The following is a 16,892-nucleotide window of genomic DNA, read 5'->3' on the forward strand; positions in this document are numbered from 1 at the left end:
AGATTATAACTCGTCACACTCTTTCTGCCACATGGCACTCGACGCATCACTAGGCATCCGCCAATCCCCGCGAGGAGAAAGACTTACCGTTCCCACCTTTGGACCATCGGGAAGACACGACCTCTTGAATTGTTGATTAAAAAATCTCCGACAGAATATTTTCAGCCACTTTTTTATCGTATCCGGCTCATACACCCCTTCGAAAGCATATTGGGCAAGGAAATATAATTTGGCAGGAGAGAAACCGAATCGCAACATATTATACAAGAAAAAATCATGCAGAGCATAGGGACCTACCAAATCCTCGGTCTTCTGCTTTATCTCTCCATTTTCATCGGCAGGTATCAATTCTGGACTAATAGGAGTATTGACAATATCGATCAACGTATCCCGCGCCTCGCCTACCAGCTCATTCTCGGCAACCCAGCTCACCAAATACTTAACCAAAGTTTTGGGAATACTTGTTGAGATAGCATACATCGACATGTGATCACCATTATATGTGGCCCAACCTAATGCCAATTCAGACAAATCCCCGGTTCCTATAACCAATCCTCCGGTCTGGTTCGCTATATCCATCAAAATTTGTGTACGTTCCCGCGCTTGGGAATTTTCGTAAGTAATATCTTGGATTGAAATATCGTGGTCAATATCTTTAAAATGAAGCTCACAAGCCTCCCGAATAGAAATTTCCCGAATAGTTATACCCAACGAACGCATTAACATCATAGCATTATGATAGGTACGACCTGTTGTCCCAAATCCCGGCATAGTCACACCTATTATCTTCTCTCGATTCCAACCGAGTTTATCGAGTGTTCTGACTGCGACCAACAAAGCCAATGTCGAATCTAAACCGCCCGAAATACCGAGAACCACACTTTGAGCTTGGGTATGTACTAACCTCTTGGCTAACCCCGAACTTTGTATATCGAGTATTTCGGCACAACGTTCGTTCAAGACAAACGAATCGGAAGGCACAAAAGGGAAAGCCCCCACCTTACGAGTCAACCGCAATGGAATATCGTTCAAGACAAACGGAATGAAACGTGCATCTCTGCCATGTGCCCAAGCACCCTTTGCAAACGAAGTCATCACTCTTCTCTCCGTACGCAACCGCTCCACATCGATTTCACTTACTACAAGTTGAGGCGTTGAAGAAAAACGCTTCGATTCGGCAAGAATACTACCATTCTCTACAACAAGGCCATTCCCTGCAAATACCAAATCGGTAGAAGACTCTCCAAACCCGGCCGAAGCATAAACATATCCAGCCACACACCTCGCCGATTGTTGCCGGACAAGAGAAAGAAGATAAGAGTGTTTCCCTATCAACTCATTCGTAGCCGACAAATTTACTATAATATCTGCACCTTGCTGTACAAGATATGAACTGGGAGGTATAGGGACCCATAAATCTTCGCACAATTCTACTCCCACGACAACACCTGCACTCTCAAATAATAAATCTGTACCGAACGGAACTCTATCACCACATAGTTCAATAGTATCGATCGTTGCCGAAATACCAGAAGTAAACCAACGTTCCTCATAAAATTCCTTATAATTGGGCAAATAACTTTTGGGAACGACTCCCAATATTTTACCCGACTGGAATACTACGGCACAATTATATAAACAATTCCCAGCAGCCACAGGCATTCCCACGATACATAATATCGGATAATCGCTAGTCTCCTCCACCAACAGAGACAAAGCCTTTCGAGCCTGTTCCAATAAAAGCGTATGGCCGAATAAATCGCCGCAAGTGTAGGCTGTTATAGAAAGTTCCGGGAAAACAATAATTTGTACATTTCGATGAACAGCCTCTATTATCTGATTATATATTTCTCTCTCATTATATATACAATCGGCTATCTCCACACGAGGAATCGCCGCTGCCACTTTTACAAATCCAAAATTTTGTCCCATACTTTGATTAGTTTTGACAAATATAGCGAAAGGTGAGCGCAAAGGCAAACGGAAATCACATTTCCAATTTGACTCTGCCGAACCGCATCCTATATTTTACAAATATAGCGAAAGTCAACTGCAAAAACCTGAACTTGTTTAAGTTTTTTTGCCAAAACACCTCCTATATTCCACAAATATAAACACAGGTTTAGCCCAAACAAAATGGGAAATAGAATTTTTTATTTCTCCTTACCCAGTCCAGCCCTCATTCACAAAAGTATAATCATTGATATTTTTAGGACTCAGCCGATAATTTCGCTAACGCAACACAGGAGAAAAATGTAATATCTCATTTGAGAGACTTCCCTCTAAAAGAAAAGGCGAGAGTAAATAACTCTCGCCTTTTCTTTTGGGGTGCTAGATGGGGCTCGAACCCACGACCCTCGGAACCACAATCCGATGCTCTAACCAACTGAGCTACAAGCACCATTTTAATTGGTTATAAAGAATTTTATCTCTTTACTGCGGTGCGGACGGGACTCGAACCCGCGACCCCATGCGTGACAGGCATGTATTCTAACCAGCTGAACTACCGCACCAGTTTCGTTTTGCGACGGCAAAGATAGATCTTTTTTTATTTCTACGCAACATCTTTCCTAAGAAAATTACAAAAAAAATTCACCTCTACCTTATCTACCCTAAACACAGGCTTTTACTATTTTCATTCTCTCAAAACCGATACCCATGAATAACCAACAGAACTTTCAAAGCCAACCAAAGACTCGATTATACCTCAATCGTAAAAGCTATATATGATGATTTCTAAACTTTTATATAAAAAGAAAAGAGATTCAACTATTTGAAAAGTAAGTTGAATCTCTTTTCCTGAGCCACGACCGGGACTCGAACCCGGGACCTTTTCGTTACGAATGAAATGCTCTACCAACTGAGCTATTGTGGCAATTGCGGTGCAAAGGTAATATATTTAAAGAAACACCGCAACTCTTTTTCTCTATTTTTTTCTTACCAAACAAAAAAAAAGAAATTCATTCTCCTGTTTTCCTTGAAAATCTCTAACGAGATTTCTATGTATGAAAATACTAAACACAACAATACACAAGAGGGAGAGATAAATTTTATCTCTCCCTCTTGTATTCAAATATAAAGAGAATTATTTCATATCCTGTTTACTATATGTTAATCGCAACTTAATGTTATCTACATCGACTAACGCCAATGATGGAGCAGAAATATAGGGAACAACATCGGTAACTACCTCCTTCTCATTGTAAGAATAATAGTAATAACTTCCACCGGAAGATACCGTTTCGCTATACACAGACACCGGTACAAGAACGATTTCCTCATCGGCATCTGTGATTTCAGTACCCGTCCGTTTCTTTTCTATAATATTATTGATAAAGGTCCTCAATCCCGTAAAATTATAAACATGGGCATCACTATCATACTTAGCATAAAATGTATTCACATTGTCAGGTAGTTTTTTCTTTTCGAAAAACTCTTGCAACTCAGATTTACGAATAAACAGCAAAAATTGCGGAGGATCAAGCTTATAATTACTAGAAACCGTCTTTACGGGAATACGTAAAGTCAACGAGTTCACAAGTCCTTGTACAGTCGAAGCACTACCACTACCACTTCCCCCTACTGCATCTTCAAAAGTCTCAATAATTTTACGCGTTGGAAAGTGAATCAAAACATTTAACCCTGCCGGGGCTTGTAAATAGACCTTCCCCGAAGATATTTCGTTTTTTATCTCCGCATCTATTTCCAATTTTATATGGTTTCCCGTTGTTATTTCGGGAGTTACCGCCATTAGAGTTTGAGTCGAGTTATATGTAGAATCCTTATCATTAATCACGGTTGTTTTGGTGTAATGTAAATTCATTACCGTATTTTGGACATTCACAACACACCCGCTTCCATAAGATGTCTTTACATAAAAACCAGGAAAATATTGTGTAAACCTACTGGGAGACGAAAATACAGTTGGATCTTCTTTATATTTCTGATAAAAACGGTCAGCCATTTCATCGGGTAATTTCACCCGAATCATCTTATAGCCGAGTTCTATAAGAGAATCCGGTAATCCTAAAAACGAAGCATTATAACTTGTCAAAGCAACCGGTGCAGCTTGTGCATTATAATATTCCGCCGGATCGATACCGCTATATACAGGCGACTCCAACCGTTTATCCAACGGATATACACTCAACTGCATAGGGGCCAAAGAATCTCCTGTAAAGGATTCTGTATTGTAACTTAAATATAAAATCAAAGAATCGAGTTTATTCACACCAACCGTATCAAAGTTTGCAGCCGGCATAAACTGGGTAAGAAAATCGGTTTCTAACCTACCATATCCCGGAATAGAAATACGCCCGATTAATTGTGTTATAGTTCTTCCAACGACACTATCATTCGGAACAGACTCAACCGTTATCAACTCTTGAAAAGAAGAGTCCACCACAATTTCAATATTCGTATCGACTATCGAAGAACCGATTGCGCTATTTTCGTCTCCACAAGAAGATAAACCTAAAACTATCGCAAAAGCTATCGGTAAAAATCTAAATATTTTCATTTTCTATTTAGTAACTGACGTTATTCGTTACCTACAATTTTATTATAAAAATCATTATAGGCATCTATATAATTTTCAGGGTCTTGATACCCCAAGAAAGGAATGCCCGTTTTTTGTACATAATCCGTAATTTCCGAATTTATATTTCGACTGGCTTGAATCACACCGTCGGAATACTGTATAGCCAATTTATTAAGAACAACAGGATCGATAGACTCTCCTACCGCAAAAGGTATATCGGTGTCTTGTATCCCCTCCAACTTCAATTTTGCAGCAAAATTGGGGTCGAATGGAGTCTTGAAACCATTATCGTATAACGAATATATCACCTTCGCATCCCGAAAAGAAGGATCTTCGGCATAACTTTTCTTAATATACAAAGGAGTCAACGCCGTTATCCAACCGTGACAGTGAATAATATCAGGAGTCCAACGCAACTTTTTCACGGTCTCCATAACCCCTCTGACAAAGAAAATACTCCGTTCGTCATTATCGGGACGCATATCCTCGTCGACTACCCCGTCGGCATTACGTTGAAAATAATCATCGTTGTCTATAAAATAGACCTGCATACGAGCCGATTGTATCGAAGCGACTTTAATAATAAGAGGATGATCTGTATCATCGATTATTAAATTCATTCCCGACAACCGAATCACCTCGTGCAATTGATTACGACGCTCGTTAATAGAACCGTACTTAGGCATAAAGGTACGTATCTCATGCCCTCTATCCTGAATACCTTGCGGTAAATTTCGACAAATATTAGCGATTTCCGATTCTGGCAGATAAGGGGTAATCTCCTGTGCAATAAATAGGACTTTGGCTTCTTTCATTCTGCTCCTCTTAAACTCAATTTATTTTGCAAAAATGGCATACCCGTGGCTTGAAACGAATTTAACCAGTCAGGCCAAGATACAGCCCACTTTTGCATCTTTCTGCAAAGATAATAAAAAAAATAGCGTAACCCTCCAAATATTAGAAGTATTAACACCAAAAAATCGTCAGACGCCCTATATTTCCCTTTCAAAAAGAAACATTTAAGGTTACTCTCCATAAAAAAATACAGCTTTATCTTCGTCGTTTGGGTTTTATTTGTTTCTTTTGCACAATTTTTTCAACCAATGTTCAATTATGAAAGTATTCACAACAATAGCCGAATTATGCAAGCAACTCGATTCGGACAGAAATGCCGGGAAAAAGATAGGTCTCGTCCCAACAATGGGCGCTTTACACAACGGACATCTGCAACTGGCAAAGACCAGCGTGGCTAATAATGACGTGACAGTAGTCAGCATATTCGTCAACCCCACCCAATTCAACGACAAAAATGATTTGTTACTTTACCCCCGCACGCTCGACAAGGACTGTCAATTACTCGAATCGGTAAATTGTGATTATGCTTTCGCTCCTTCGGTAGAAGAAATCTATCCGACCGAAGATACCCGGATATTTCACTTGGGAAAAGTAGCGGAAGTCATGGAAGGTAAATACCGACCGGGACATTTCAACGGAGTGGCTCAAATCGTCAGTAAACTCTTCGATATAGTCAATCCCGATAATGCCTACTTCGGAGAAAAAGATTTTCAGCAAATTGCCGTTATACGAGCTATGGCCGCTCAAATGGGCTATACATTCAACATCATAGCTGTCCCTATCGTACGCGAATCAGACGGATTAGCCCTAAGCAGCCGTAATACTCGATTGACAGAGTCTCAAAGAAGAAATGCACCCAAAATAGCAGAGACATTATTTAAAAGTCGTACCTTTGCAGCCAGCCATTCGGTGAAAGAGACTATCGATGAAGTAATCTCTACCATCGATGCAATACCGGAAATGAGAGTAGAATACTACGAAATAGTCGATGGAAACACGTTACAGCCTATCGCAGACTGGAACGACAGCGATTATATAGTAGGTTGTATTACCGTATATAACGGAGAGGTGAGATTAATCGACAACATCGCATATCGACGCCCCGAACAATAACTTATGAAACCATGTTTATAGAGGTCGTAAAATCAAAAATTCACAGAGTCACCGTCACCCAAGCAAATCTGAATTATATCGGAAGTATCACGATCGACGAAGATTTAATGGATGCGGCGAACATTATTGCCAATGAAAAAGTCTCCATCGTAAACAACAACAATGGAGAACGATTCGAGACTTATGTCATAAAAGGCGAACGAGGTTCAGGAGTAATATGTCTTAATGGAGCCGCCGCCCGAAAAGTGCAACCGGGAGACATCGTCATCATTATGGCCTATGCTCTAATGACTCCCGAAGAGGCAAAAAGTTTTACGCCGGCTGTTATCTTCCCAGATACAGCGACCAATAAACTCATATAATAAAGAATATCGCTTGCGAATGCCTACCTGATTCGTCAGGTGGGCTTTTTTAATATATAACCATCTTCACCTCCTACATGTATAGTCGTAAAGAAATTTGGAGAATCTCTCTCCCCATATTAGTAAGCCTTTTTGTACAAAACCTCATCAACATCACCGATACGGCTTTTATGGGGCGTGTCGGACAAGTAGAATTAGGAGCCTCCGCCTTAGCCGGAGTATTGTATCTTGCTTTCTATATGGTCACTTTCGGATTTAGCACCGGAGCACAAATTCTCATGGCTCGTAGAAACGGTGAAGCCAAATATGGGACTTTGGGCCCTATCATGGGGCAAGGTATTCTCTTTTTGGAAATATTTTCAATAATCCTCATCTTCGCCTCTCTTATAGGGACCCCACAAATGTTGAAAGTCCTCATCTCCTCCACTGCCGTATGTCAAGCCGGAGAAGATTACATGCAATATCGGATATTCGGACTCCTGTTCACTTCTATCGGGGTGATGTTCCGGGCCTTTTTCGTAGCTGTCACCCGCACCAAAGTACTGATGATGAATGCAGTCATCATGACTGTCGCCAATGTCGTATTCAACTACATTTTTGTATTCGGGCACTTCGGTGCACCCGAAATGGGTATTGCCGGAGCCGCACTCGGATCCGTTTTGGCAGAAGCGACAGCCGCATTGCACTTTTTCCTCTACACGTTCTTTTATATAGATCGGGGAAAATACCAACTGTTCCGATTTCGTTCCGGAGGATTCGGCCTCATTCGCGAAATACTGAATGTATCGGTATGGAGCATGATTCTCTACTTTCTCACCATAGGCACATGGTTTCTCTTTTTCGTAGCCGTCGAACACTTGGGAGAACTTCCACTGGCCATTTCCAACATTATCCGCAGTACCTCTACCCTGCTGTTCATGCCGGTCAATGCTTTTGGAGCGACAGCCTGTACCCTCGTGAGCAATGCTATGGGAGCCCGCCGTGCCGACGATGTAATTCCAATCGTGCGGCGTATCGTCAAAATGTGTTACGCCATAGTATTACCCCTCATTGCCTTGCTATGCTTAGCTCCTCATTGGATACTCCTCATCTATACCAACGATAGCTCGCTTATCGCCGAATGTACACATTCGGTCTATGTCATGTCGTCGTTCTACCTTATAGCCCTACCGGGAAATATACTCTTTCAATCTGTATCGGGAACCGGCGACACTCGTACGGCTTTTCTCATCGAAATGACCACGATCGTTTTCTATACGCTGGCTATTTATTGGATTATCGTTACCCTTCAAGTAGACATAGCCTTTTGTTGGACAGTAGAGTACGTCTATTGGGGATTCAAACTATTCCTATCGTTCCTCTTTTTCAAAAAAGCGAACTGGAAAGCGAAGAAGATATAAAGAATTTACCTATTTAAATAATAGAAATCTTTAAATCCCATTTATAGAAAATATATTTTATCTCTCAAACAATTGTTCCAAGCCCTGTCGTATGTTCAAAGATGTTATTCTTATATTTTTATTCGCATATTCCGACGATTTTGAGTAATTTCGCAACGATTTATCCATCTGTGTAAAAATATTGTTATAAAACTATGTTTGAAAACCTTAGTGAAAGACTCGAACGGTCTTTTAAAATACTGAAAGGTGAAGGTAAAATCACCGAAATCAACGTCGCCGAAACGCTGAAAGACGTACGACGCGCACTACTCGATGCCGACGTCAACTACAAAGTAGCCAAACAATTTACCGACACGGTAAAAACCAAAGCATTGGGGCAAGACGTACTCACCGCCGTGAAGCCGGGACAATTGATGGTGAAGATCGTACACGACGAACTGGCGACCTTGATGGGTGGAGAAACCGCCGAAGTAAACCTGTCGCAAAATCCGTCGATTATCCTCATGTCAGGATTACAGGGTTCGGGTAAAACCACGTTCTCCGGTAAGTTGGCAAAAATGCTAAAATCGAAAAAAGGGAAACGCCCCTTGCTGGTTGCTTGCGACGTATATCGCCCTGCCGCTATCGAGCAATTAAAGGTCTTAGGTGAACAAATCGATGTACCGGTTTATACCGAGGAAGATAGCAAAGACCCTGTGAGCATTTCCGCCAATGCCGTAAAATATGCCAAAGAAAATCATTTCGATTTGGTTATCGTCGACACGGCAGGACGTTTGGCTATCGACGAGCAAATGATGAACGAAATCGAGGCTATCAAGAAAAAAATCAACCCGACCGAGACCTTGTTCGTCGTTGACTCCATGACCGGACAAGACGCGGTCAACACAGCCAAAGAATTTAACGATCGTCTCGATTTCGACGGAGTAGTTCTCACCAAATTGGACGGCGACACCCGTGGCGGTGCGGCACTCTCTATCCGCACCGTAGTCGACAAGCCCATCAAATTTGTAGGAACCGGCGAAAAACTCGAAGCCATAGATTACTTCCACCCGGCTCGTATGGCCGACCGTATCTTGGGTATGGGCGATATCGTCTCTTTGGTAGAACGAGCCCAAGAACAATACGACGAGGAAGAAGCCAAACGATTACAAAAGAAAATTGCCAAAAACCAATTCGACTTTAACGACTTCCTCAGCCAGATACACCAAATCAAAAAAATGGGTAATCTCAAAGATTTGGCTTCTATGATTCCCGGTGTGGGAAAAGCGATCAAGGACATGGACATCGATGACAATGCTTTCAAAAGTATCGAAGCGATTATTTACTCGATGACCCCCAAAGAACGCAGCAACCCCGAACTGCTCAACGGTAGCCGCCGACAACGTATCGCCGCAGGTAGCGGAACTTCGATACAAGAGGTGAACCGACTTATCAAGCAGTTCGACCAAACCCGCAAAATGATGCGAATGGTTACCCAAAACAAAGGAGCCATGATGAAAGGATTCAAAAGAAGATAATTTTAATCACTCAACATGAAACTACCGGATACACTCCCGATTCTAATCGATTGCCGATAGGCAAAAAAGGGAGTGTATCCGGTAGTTTTTTTACAAAACCTCAATATTATGCAACTAATCGATGGAAAAGCGGTGGCCGACCGTATAAAACAAGAAATCGCCCAAGAGGTAGAATATATTTGCAGTACCGGAGGCAAACGGCCTCATTTAGCAGCTGTTCTAGTGGGACACGACGGTGGGAGTGAAACATACGTGGCGCACAAAGTAAAAGCCTGCGAACAATGCGGGTTCAAATCGACTCTCGTTCGCTATGAAAGCGATGTTACCGAAGAAGAACTCTTGAACAAAGTAAACGAACTGAACAACGACCCCGATATCGACGGATTTATCATCCAACTACCCTTGCCCAAACACATCTCGGAACAAAAGGTGATCGAAGCTATCGACTACCGGAAAGATGTCGACGGATTTCACCCGGTCAATGTAGGGCGCATGTCCATCGGGTTGCCCTGTTTCGTATCGGCTACACCCGCCGGAATCATGGAGTTGCTTGCCCGCTACGAAATAGAGACCAAAGGAAAACATTGTGTGGTACTGGGACGAAGCAACATTGTTGGCAAACCGGTAGCTACACTCATGATGCAAAAGGCTTATCCGGGCAATACCACGGTAACCGTATGTCATAGTGCAACCCCCAACATCAAAGAGATATGCCGTACGGCCGACATTATTATCGCCGCACTCGGTTCTCCCGAATTCGTCACTGCCGATATGGTAAAAGAGGGTGTCGTAATCATTGATGTGGGTACGACCCGAGTTCCTGATGCTACAAAAAAATCGGGATTCAAGCTCACCGGAGACGTAAAATTCGACGAAGTAGCTCCCAAGTGCTCTTTTATCACCCCCGTTCCCGGTGGAGTAGGCCCTATGACTATCGTGTCGCTCATGCGTAACACCCTGTTGGCCGGGAAAAAAGCAATCTATCCCTAAACTCGTATGATAGGGCTTATATCTTTTTTAGCACCGCTCATTTTAGGACAAGCTCCGGTAGTACCCGCTACCGAAGTTTCTCTTCTTTTCGCTGGCGATGCTATGCAACATAAAGCCCAAATACAATCTGCAAAACAAGGCGAGGCATACGATTATTCACCTTGTTTTGCAGACATTACTCACGAAATAGCTGCGGCGGATTATGCAGTCGTCAATTTAGAATCACCCATCGGCGGACAACCTTACACCGGTTATCCCTGTTTTTCTGCGCCGGACGAATTTCCAATCGCATTACAAAACGCAGGATTCGACCTTTTCCTTACCGCCAACAATCACTGTCTCGACCGTTATACCCGAGGGGCTATACGCACATTGCATATACTCGACTCTATCGGAGCAGACCATATAGGGACCTACGATTCAAAAGACTCATTCGAAAGATTCTATCCGTTCATAACCTCTATAAAAGGAATACGAATCGCCTTTCTGAATTACACGTACGGAACGAATGGATTTACGCCACACTCTCCATTAATTGTCAATTACATAGACGAAGAAAAAATAAAAAAAGACATTTTTCGTGCTAAAACGTTGAGTGCCGACCTTATCGTTGTCTGCCTACATTGGGGCGATGAATACCAACTGTTGCCGAACAAACGACAAGAAGATTTGGCAGACTTTTTGGTGAAAGAAGGAGTACAACTGATTATAGGAGCCCACCCACACGTGATACAACCTATGGAATTACGATACGACGAACAAGGGAACCCTTGTGCCCTCATCGTCTATTCACTGGGAAATTTCATCTCCAATATGAAAACCCGCGATACGGTGGGTGGAGCAATGGTAAAGGTTGTTATCCGACGGGATATCACGGGAAAAATACTGTTACAATCGGCACAACACACACTTGTTTATACCCGACGACCAACTATACAAAAAGAAAACTTCCGGGTAGTACCTGCGATACAAGAATTGAAAGAGCATCCCCATCGGCCTCATCTGAAAGGATTCGTGGAAAAAGCCCATGAGATATCTTCAAAATACAACAAAGGGGTGACAGAATACCAGATAGAGCCAGTGAACCCAACCTTCAAGTAAATAAGAACATGAAATTTACATCAGACCTATTTTAATTTCAGGTTCTTTATATATCCATTTACATAATTTCCTATAACCTCATGGCGAGTATCGTAAATATACCCGTTTGCATAGTATCCGATGATATTCTTTTCCAAATCGAGGACATGCCCATTCGAATAGTACCCGACAACTACATTATTCTTATCCATGATATAGCCATTGCGATAAGTCTGTAAAGGAACAGCTGCACAGGAATATAAAACACCAATAACAGCTAGCAACATAAAAGGCTTCAATATTCTCATAACTTTATAGATATAAATCCTGTATCCTTTTTATAAAGATACCATTCGAGATCACGTATAAACAAATATCACATTAGTCTTTCACAAAACGGAATTCTCGTCGATATAAGCGATAATCCCGTCCTTATCATCTGGGGAGAACCACTTCATATCGAGATCCTTTTTATACCATGTGACTTGTTTCTTGGAATAGACCCGGGTATTTCTCTTGATTTTCTCGACAGCCTCTTCTAAGGTCATCTTCCCATCGAAATAAGCGAACAACTCTTTATAGCCCACTGTATTTAAAGAATTAAGATGACGATAAGGGTATACCCTTCGAGCTTCATCGACCAAGCCATCGGCAATCATTTGTTCCACTCTCTGACTTATCCGCTCGAATAGCTCTTCCCGTGGACGAATCAATCCTATTTTTATAATTCGGAAAGGGCGGGATTTCACCCGACGAGTACGCAGATCACTGTATCGTCCACCGGTCTGTCGACAAATCTCTATCGCATGAATCACCCGCTTGTGATTATTCAAATCAACCTCTGCATAATATACTGGATCGAGCACTTTAAGCTCTTCGCAAAGGACGGCTAAACCCACTTTCTCGTAATGCGCCACAACCTCACGACGTATCTCGTCGGTAATGGTAGGTATCTCGTCGATACCTTTACAAACCGCATCGATATACAACATTGAGCCTCCTGTCAATAGGACATAGTCATTTGCCTTGAAAAGTTTATCAAGCAGCTTCAAGACGTCTTCTTCATAACACGAAGCACTATAATAGTCGGACAACGCCAACTGTCCTACGAAATAATGTTCGACCCTCGACAGTTGCTCGATTGTAGGAGCCGCCGTTCCAGTAGGTATATCGCCATAGAACTGCCGACTATCGGCCGACACAATAGGACAAGCATACCGCTCTGCCAATGGAAGGCTAAGCTCGGTCTTTCCCACCCCGGTAGGCCCTGTAAGAACAATGAGTGTGCCTGACATGAACTTTTCGCTATGAAATAAATGGGACAGATATGGAAAATAATTTCCATATCTGTCCAAACCCGACAAAGATTATTACTTCTCGGCTACCATTCTGGCAATTTGCACAATCACCTCGGTAGCTTTTTCCATAGACTGTATGGGCACGAATTCATAACGCCCGTGAAAGTTCAACCCACCGGCGAAAATATTGGGACAAGGCAATCCTTTGAACGACAATTGCGCTCCATCGGTTCCGCCACGTACAGGCTTCACCATCGGAACAACATCTACGGCCCTCATAGCCTCGGATACCAAATCAACGATATGCATCACAGGTTCGACCTTCTCACGCATATTATAGTATTGGTCGTTTATTTCGATACTGGCACAACCCGGAAACTCGTTATTTATTTTACGAGTTAAATGTTCGAGTTCCTTCTTACGGCGTTCGAAACGATCTCGATCATGGTCACGAATAATATAAGTCAATACCGTCTTCTCCACACTACCCTCGAACGAAATCAAATGATAAAAACCTTCATAACCTTCGGTATGTTCGGGAGTTTCCCAACGCGGCAACATAATAGCATATTGATTGGCTATGCGAATCGAATTTATCATTTTATGTTTGGCATATCCCGGGTGAACGTTACGGCCTTTGAAAGTCACTCGAGCCACAGCCGCATTAAAGTTTTCATACTCCAATTCGCCTATTTCACCACCATCCATCGTATAGGCCCAATCTGCTCCAAAGGCTTTAACATTAAACTTGTGCGCTCCTTTGCCTATCTCCTCGTCAGGATTGAATGCAATGCGTATCTTGCCATGTTTAATCTCCGGGTGTTTCAAAAGATACTCCATCGCTGTTACAATTTCGGCAATACCTGCTTTATCGTCTGCCCCCAACAAAGTCTTCCCATTCGTAACAATAAGGTCTTGACCTATATAATGATGTAGTTCGGGAAACTCCGAAGGTTTCAATACGATATCTTCCTCTGCACACAATACAATATCCTTACCATCGTAATTTTTAACAATCCGCGGACTCACATGCCGTCCCGACATATCGGGACTAGTATCCAAATGGGCTATAAATCCTACCACCGGGACATCTTTATCGATATTTGAAGGCAATGAGGCCATAAGATACCCGTTATCATCGAGTGTCACCTCGGTAAGGCCTATACGCTCCAACTCCTCGGCCAGTTTTTGGGCAAACAGCATCTGTCCCGGGGTACTAGGAGTCAAGTTTGTAAGCTCGTCCGATTGAGTATCGAAGCTCACATAATGAAGGAAACGATCTACTAAATTCATCGTATATATTTTTATTGGTTTTTCTTGATCTAAACCTAAGTCGATGGATTATCCAACCGACGAACAAAGGTAAAAAAATTTTTTCTTACATTTGCACGACCACATTCAAAAGTGGAGGATATGGCTAAAAAGAGAAAAAAGAAAAAATCGAACAGTAAAAAAATAAATAATTGGGGGGCTTTATTTCTGCTATTACTCGTTACATACAGTATATGGTGGCTAATAAAGCAAGCTCAACAACCCCAAAATCCTCAACAATCGTTTACAAACTCTCTTTGTCATGTAAAAGATGCTGAAATGGCCCATACTCCCGAAGGTACACCGGAACAAATATTATACCGTACGGGCTACACGGTCTCGTATAACTCCCATTGGAAACAACCCAACTGGGTAAGTTACGAATTACTACAAGACGAACTGCAAGGTAGTGCTACACGCAACAACCGATTTACCCCCGACTACGATGTAGTGGGCACAATGATAGACACCCGTGATTACACGTATAGCGGATACGACCGGGGACATATGGCTCCGGCTGCCGATATGAAATGGAACGAAACAGCAATGGAAGAATCGTTCCTGCTCTCAAACATCTGTCCGCAAATTCCCGAATTAAACCGAGGTCGCTGGAAAGAGCTGGAAGAACAAATACGTGAATGGGTACAACGAGACAGTGCACTACTCATTACTTGCGGACCCATCGTTTCTACTCCGAGAAAGACAATCGGACGACACGAGATAGTCGTCCCTGCCCGCTTTTTCAAAGTAGTCGCTGTTCCGTATACCGGCACGCCCAGAGGAATCGCATTTATATTCGACAATGAAGCGGAACAACCGTCTCTAAAAGAGTTGGCAATCACCATCGACAGTGTGGAACGAGTGACCGGAATAGATTTTTTCCACAACTTACCCGACAGTATTGAACATAAAATAGAAAGCGACCTATCCCTTGAAATATGGAACTTAAACTAAACAAGCCAATACCCGAAGATACGATTTGCGCCATCTCTACCGCTCCCGGTATGGGAGGTATTGCCGTAATTCGCATAAGCGGAACAAACGCTATCATTATAACCGATCGTATATTTCACACCGCAAACAAGAAAAAACTATCCGAAGCAAAGCCCAATACAGCACACTACGGAACAATCGCCGATGAGAACGAAACTCCCATTGACGATGTAGTCGTTACGCTTTTCATCGCCCCCCATTCATTTACAGGAGAAGATACAGTCGAGATATCCTGCCACGGGTCGATTTACATTCAACAACAAATCATCAGCCTTCTATTGCGAGCAGGCTGCCGCCTGGCCCAACCGGGAGAATTTACCCGTAGGGCTTTTACCAATGGGAAACTTGACCTCTCACAAGCCGAAGCCGTGGCCGACCTTATCGCTTCCACCTCGGCGGCCTCGCATCGTTTAGCTATGCAACAAATGCGTGGAGGATTCAGCCGAGAACTTATCCAACTACGGGAAAAACTACTCACATTCGCCTCGCTCGTTGAACTCGAACTTGATTTCAGCGAAGAAGAAGTAGAATTTGCCGATCGGGAGAAACTAACCGACCTCGCCAGTGAAATAGAACGAGTCATTAAGCGCCTTTCCGATTCGTTCACACTCGGCAATGCCATCAAAAACGGTGTACCTACTGCCATTATAGGAGAAACCAACGCCGGGAAATCGACACTGCTCAACCGCCTTGTCAAAGAAGATAAAGCCATCGTCTCGGACATACACGGTACAACCCGCGATGTCATCGAAGATACCGTCGTATTACAAGGAATTACTTTCCGCTTTATCGACACTGCCGGTATACGAGAAACGCACGATGCCATCGAGAATATGGGGATCGAACGCACCTTCCAAAAACTAGATCAAGCCCACATCGTCATCTGGCTTATTGATGCCACTGGATCGACACAAGACATTGAAAAAATCGCTGGAAGAGTCCTCCCCCACTGCACAGATAAACGCCTCATCGTTGCCTTTAACAAAATAGATAAGATCGGATCCGCAACCCAACAACAGCTCACAGACCTATACAAACGCCTCACTCGTGAAAAGCCCAACACTTCGTTCATCTTTCTTTCAGCTTCACATGACCAAAATATCGACGTACTCGAAAAACAGCTTACAGATACCATACAGTCAACACAAACTGGCGAAAATGACATTATCGTCACCAACGCACGTCATTACGAAGCCCTGCTAAATGCCCACGACGCAATCCTACGTACCCTCAACGGTCTACAATCCGGCCTCTCCGGAGACTTCCTCGCCCAAGACATTAGAGAATGCATGCACTACCTCGGAGAAATCACCGGTCAAATCTCTACTGACGAAATACTTGGGACCATATTTTCCAAGTTTTGCATAGGCAAGTAACTATCTGATTATCAATGAGTTAAATTGATTATAATCGATTGATATGGCGCTCTTTAC

The 16,892-nt window shown here is 42.8% G+C and carries 14 protein-coding genes and 3 tRNA genes; 8 read left to right on the forward strand and 9 right to left on the reverse strand.

Features of this window, described 5'->3' with window-relative positions; translation table 11 throughout:
* Window positions 1-3: 3 nt before the first annotated feature.
* From QVD32_RS08635 to QVD32_RS08660, 6 genes are all read right to left on the reverse strand, one after another.
* Entirely contained in the window at window positions 4-1,932 is a 1,929-nt protein-coding gene (locus QVD32_RS08635; RefSeq protein ID WP_021891415.1) for an NAD(+) synthase, read from the reverse strand.
* Window positions 1,933-2,324: 392 nt separating this feature from the next.
* Window positions 2,325-2,401: transfer RNA gene (locus QVD32_RS08640), tRNA-His, on the reverse strand.
* A 38-nt stretch (window positions 2,402-2,439) separates the two neighbouring features.
* Window positions 2,440-2,513 (reverse strand) — tRNA-Asp (locus tag QVD32_RS08645).
* 289 nt (window positions 2,514-2,802) lie between these two features.
* Window positions 2,803-2,875, reverse strand: a tRNA-Thr gene (locus QVD32_RS08650).
* A gap of 210 nt (window positions 2,876-3,085) precedes the next feature.
* Window positions 3,086-4,519 (reverse strand): DUF4270 domain-containing protein, encoded by a 1,434-nt coding sequence (locus QVD32_RS08655; protein ID WP_021891416.1) that lies wholly within the window; start codon window positions 4,517-4,519, stop codon window positions 3,086-3,088.
* A gap of 20 nt (window positions 4,520-4,539) precedes the next feature.
* On the reverse strand, window positions 4,540-5,355 hold the full coding sequence (locus QVD32_RS08660) for a glycogen/starch synthase (RefSeq protein ID WP_021891417.1): 816 nt from the start codon (window positions 5,353-5,355) through the stop codon (window positions 4,540-4,542).
* Between the two features lie 298 nt (window positions 5,356-5,653).
* Here QVD32_RS08660 and panC point away from each other — a divergent pair, with 298 nt between their 5' ends.
* The 6 genes from panC (at window position 5,654) to QVD32_RS08690 (ending at window position 11,878) form a co-directional block, all read left to right on the forward strand.
* Window positions 5,654-6,508: a pantoate--beta-alanine ligase gene (gene panC, locus QVD32_RS08665; RefSeq protein ID WP_021891419.1), complete on the forward strand. Its 855-nt coding sequence runs from the start codon at window positions 5,654-5,656 to the stop codon at window positions 6,506-6,508.
* An 11-nt stretch (window positions 6,509-6,519) separates the two neighbouring features.
* The gene (gene panD / locus QVD32_RS08670; protein ID WP_008861754.1) at window positions 6,520-6,870 is read left to right on the forward strand and encodes an aspartate 1-decarboxylase; all 351 of its coding nucleotides are present in this window, start codon (window positions 6,520-6,522) and stop codon (window positions 6,868-6,870) included.
* Between the two features lie 77 nt (window positions 6,871-6,947).
* Complete coding sequence (locus QVD32_RS08675) at window positions 6,948-8,270, forward strand: MATE family efflux transporter (RefSeq protein ID WP_118687239.1); 1,323 nt, start codon at window positions 6,948-6,950, stop codon at window positions 8,268-8,270.
* A gap of 194 nt (window positions 8,271-8,464) precedes the next feature.
* Window positions 8,465-9,787 (forward strand): signal recognition particle protein, encoded by a 1,323-nt coding sequence (ffh, locus tag QVD32_RS08680; protein WP_008861750.1) that lies wholly within the window; start codon window positions 8,465-8,467, stop codon window positions 9,785-9,787.
* Between the two features lie 108 nt (window positions 9,788-9,895).
* Window positions 9,896-10,777, forward strand: coding sequence for a bifunctional methylenetetrahydrofolate dehydrogenase/methenyltetrahydrofolate cyclohydrolase FolD (gene folD, locus QVD32_RS08685; RefSeq protein ID WP_118687343.1), 882 nt, complete (start codon window positions 9,896-9,898; stop codon window positions 10,775-10,777).
* Between the two features lie 6 nt (window positions 10,778-10,783).
* Entirely contained in the window at window positions 10,784-11,878 is a 1,095-nt protein-coding gene (locus QVD32_RS08690; RefSeq protein WP_118687240.1) for a CapA family protein, read from the forward strand.
* A gap of 26 nt (window positions 11,879-11,904) precedes the next feature.
* Here the strand turns inward: QVD32_RS08690 and QVD32_RS08695 are convergent, their stop codons facing one another.
* The 3 genes from QVD32_RS08695 to pepT all read right to left on the reverse strand — a co-directional run bounded on the left by QVD32_RS08695 (window position 11,905) and on the right by pepT (window position 14,448).
* On the reverse strand, window positions 11,905-12,165 hold the full coding sequence (locus QVD32_RS08695; protein ID WP_008861747.1) for a 4-fold beta flower protein: 261 nt from the start codon (window positions 12,163-12,165) through the stop codon (window positions 11,905-11,907).
* An 81-nt stretch (window positions 12,166-12,246) separates the two neighbouring features.
* On the reverse strand, window positions 12,247-13,152 hold the full coding sequence (gene miaA / locus QVD32_RS08700) for a tRNA (adenosine(37)-N6)-dimethylallyltransferase MiaA (protein ID WP_118687241.1): 906 nt from the start codon (window positions 13,150-13,152) through the stop codon (window positions 12,247-12,249).
* A 75-nt stretch (window positions 13,153-13,227) separates the two neighbouring features.
* A complete protein-coding gene (gene pepT / locus QVD32_RS08705; protein WP_008861745.1) occupies window positions 13,228-14,448 on the reverse strand; it encodes a peptidase T in 1,221 nt (406 codons plus the stop codon).
* Window positions 14,449-14,568: 120 nt separating this feature from the next.
* Here pepT and QVD32_RS08710 point away from each other — a divergent pair, with 120 nt between their 5' ends.
* A complete protein-coding gene (locus QVD32_RS08710; RefSeq protein WP_008861744.1) occupies window positions 14,569-15,420 on the forward strand; it encodes a DNA/RNA non-specific endonuclease in 852 nt (283 codons plus the stop codon).
* An 8-nt stretch (window positions 15,421-15,428) separates the two neighbouring features.
* Window positions 15,429-16,835, forward strand: a complete 1,407-nt coding sequence (gene mnmE, locus QVD32_RS08715; RefSeq protein WP_040296088.1) for a tRNA uridine-5-carboxymethylaminomethyl(34) synthesis GTPase MnmE — start codon at window positions 15,429-15,431, stop codon at window positions 16,833-16,835.
* Window positions 16,836-16,892 lie beyond the last annotated feature (57 nt).

It is taken from the genome of Barnesiella sp., from assembly GCF_022723415.1.
In the GTDB taxonomy this organism is placed as follows: Bacteria; Bacteroidota; Bacteroidia; order Bacteroidales; family Barnesiellaceae; genus Barnesiella; species Barnesiella intestinihominis.

Bases quoted from the DNA above. Each gene is read 5' to 3' on its own strand.
- QVD32_RS08635 (WP_021891415.1), bottom strand. From the start codon at position 1,932: ATGGGACAAAATTTTGGATTTGTAAAAGTGGCAGCGGCGATTCCTCGT.
- QVD32_RS08655 (WP_021891416.1), bottom strand. From the start codon at position 4,519: ATGAAAATATTTAGATTTTTACCGATAGCTTTTGCGATAGTTTTAGGT.
- QVD32_RS08660 (WP_021891417.1), bottom strand. From the start codon at position 5,355: ATGAAAGAAGCCAAAGTCCTATTTATTGCACAGGAGATTACCCCTTAT.
- panC (WP_021891419.1), top strand. From the start codon at position 5,654: ATGAAAGTATTCACAACAATAGCCGAATTATGCAAGCAACTCGATTCG.
- panD (WP_008861754.1), top strand. From the start codon at position 6,520: ATGTTTATAGAGGTCGTAAAATCAAAAATTCACAGAGTCACCGTCACC.
- QVD32_RS08675 (WP_118687239.1), top strand. From the start codon at position 6,948: ATGTATAGTCGTAAAGAAATTTGGAGAATCTCTCTCCCCATATTAGTA.
- ffh (WP_008861750.1), top strand. From the start codon at position 8,465: ATGTTTGAAAACCTTAGTGAAAGACTCGAACGGTCTTTTAAAATACTG.
- folD (WP_118687343.1), top strand. From the start codon at position 9,896: ATGCAACTAATCGATGGAAAAGCGGTGGCCGACCGTATAAAACAAGAA.
- QVD32_RS08690 (WP_118687240.1), top strand. From the start codon at position 10,784: ATGATAGGGCTTATATCTTTTTTAGCACCGCTCATTTTAGGACAAGCT.
- QVD32_RS08695 (WP_008861747.1), bottom strand. From the start codon at position 12,165: ATGAGAATATTGAAGCCTTTTATGTTGCTAGCTGTTATTGGTGTTTTA.
- miaA (WP_118687241.1), bottom strand. From the start codon at position 13,152: ATGTCAGGCACACTCATTGTTCTTACAGGGCCTACCGGGGTGGGAAAG.
- pepT (WP_008861745.1), bottom strand. From the start codon at position 14,448: ATGAATTTAGTAGATCGTTTCCTTCATTATGTGAGCTTCGATACTCAA.
- QVD32_RS08710 (WP_008861744.1), top strand. From the start codon at position 14,569: ATGGCTAAAAAGAGAAAAAAGAAAAAATCGAACAGTAAAAAAATAAAT.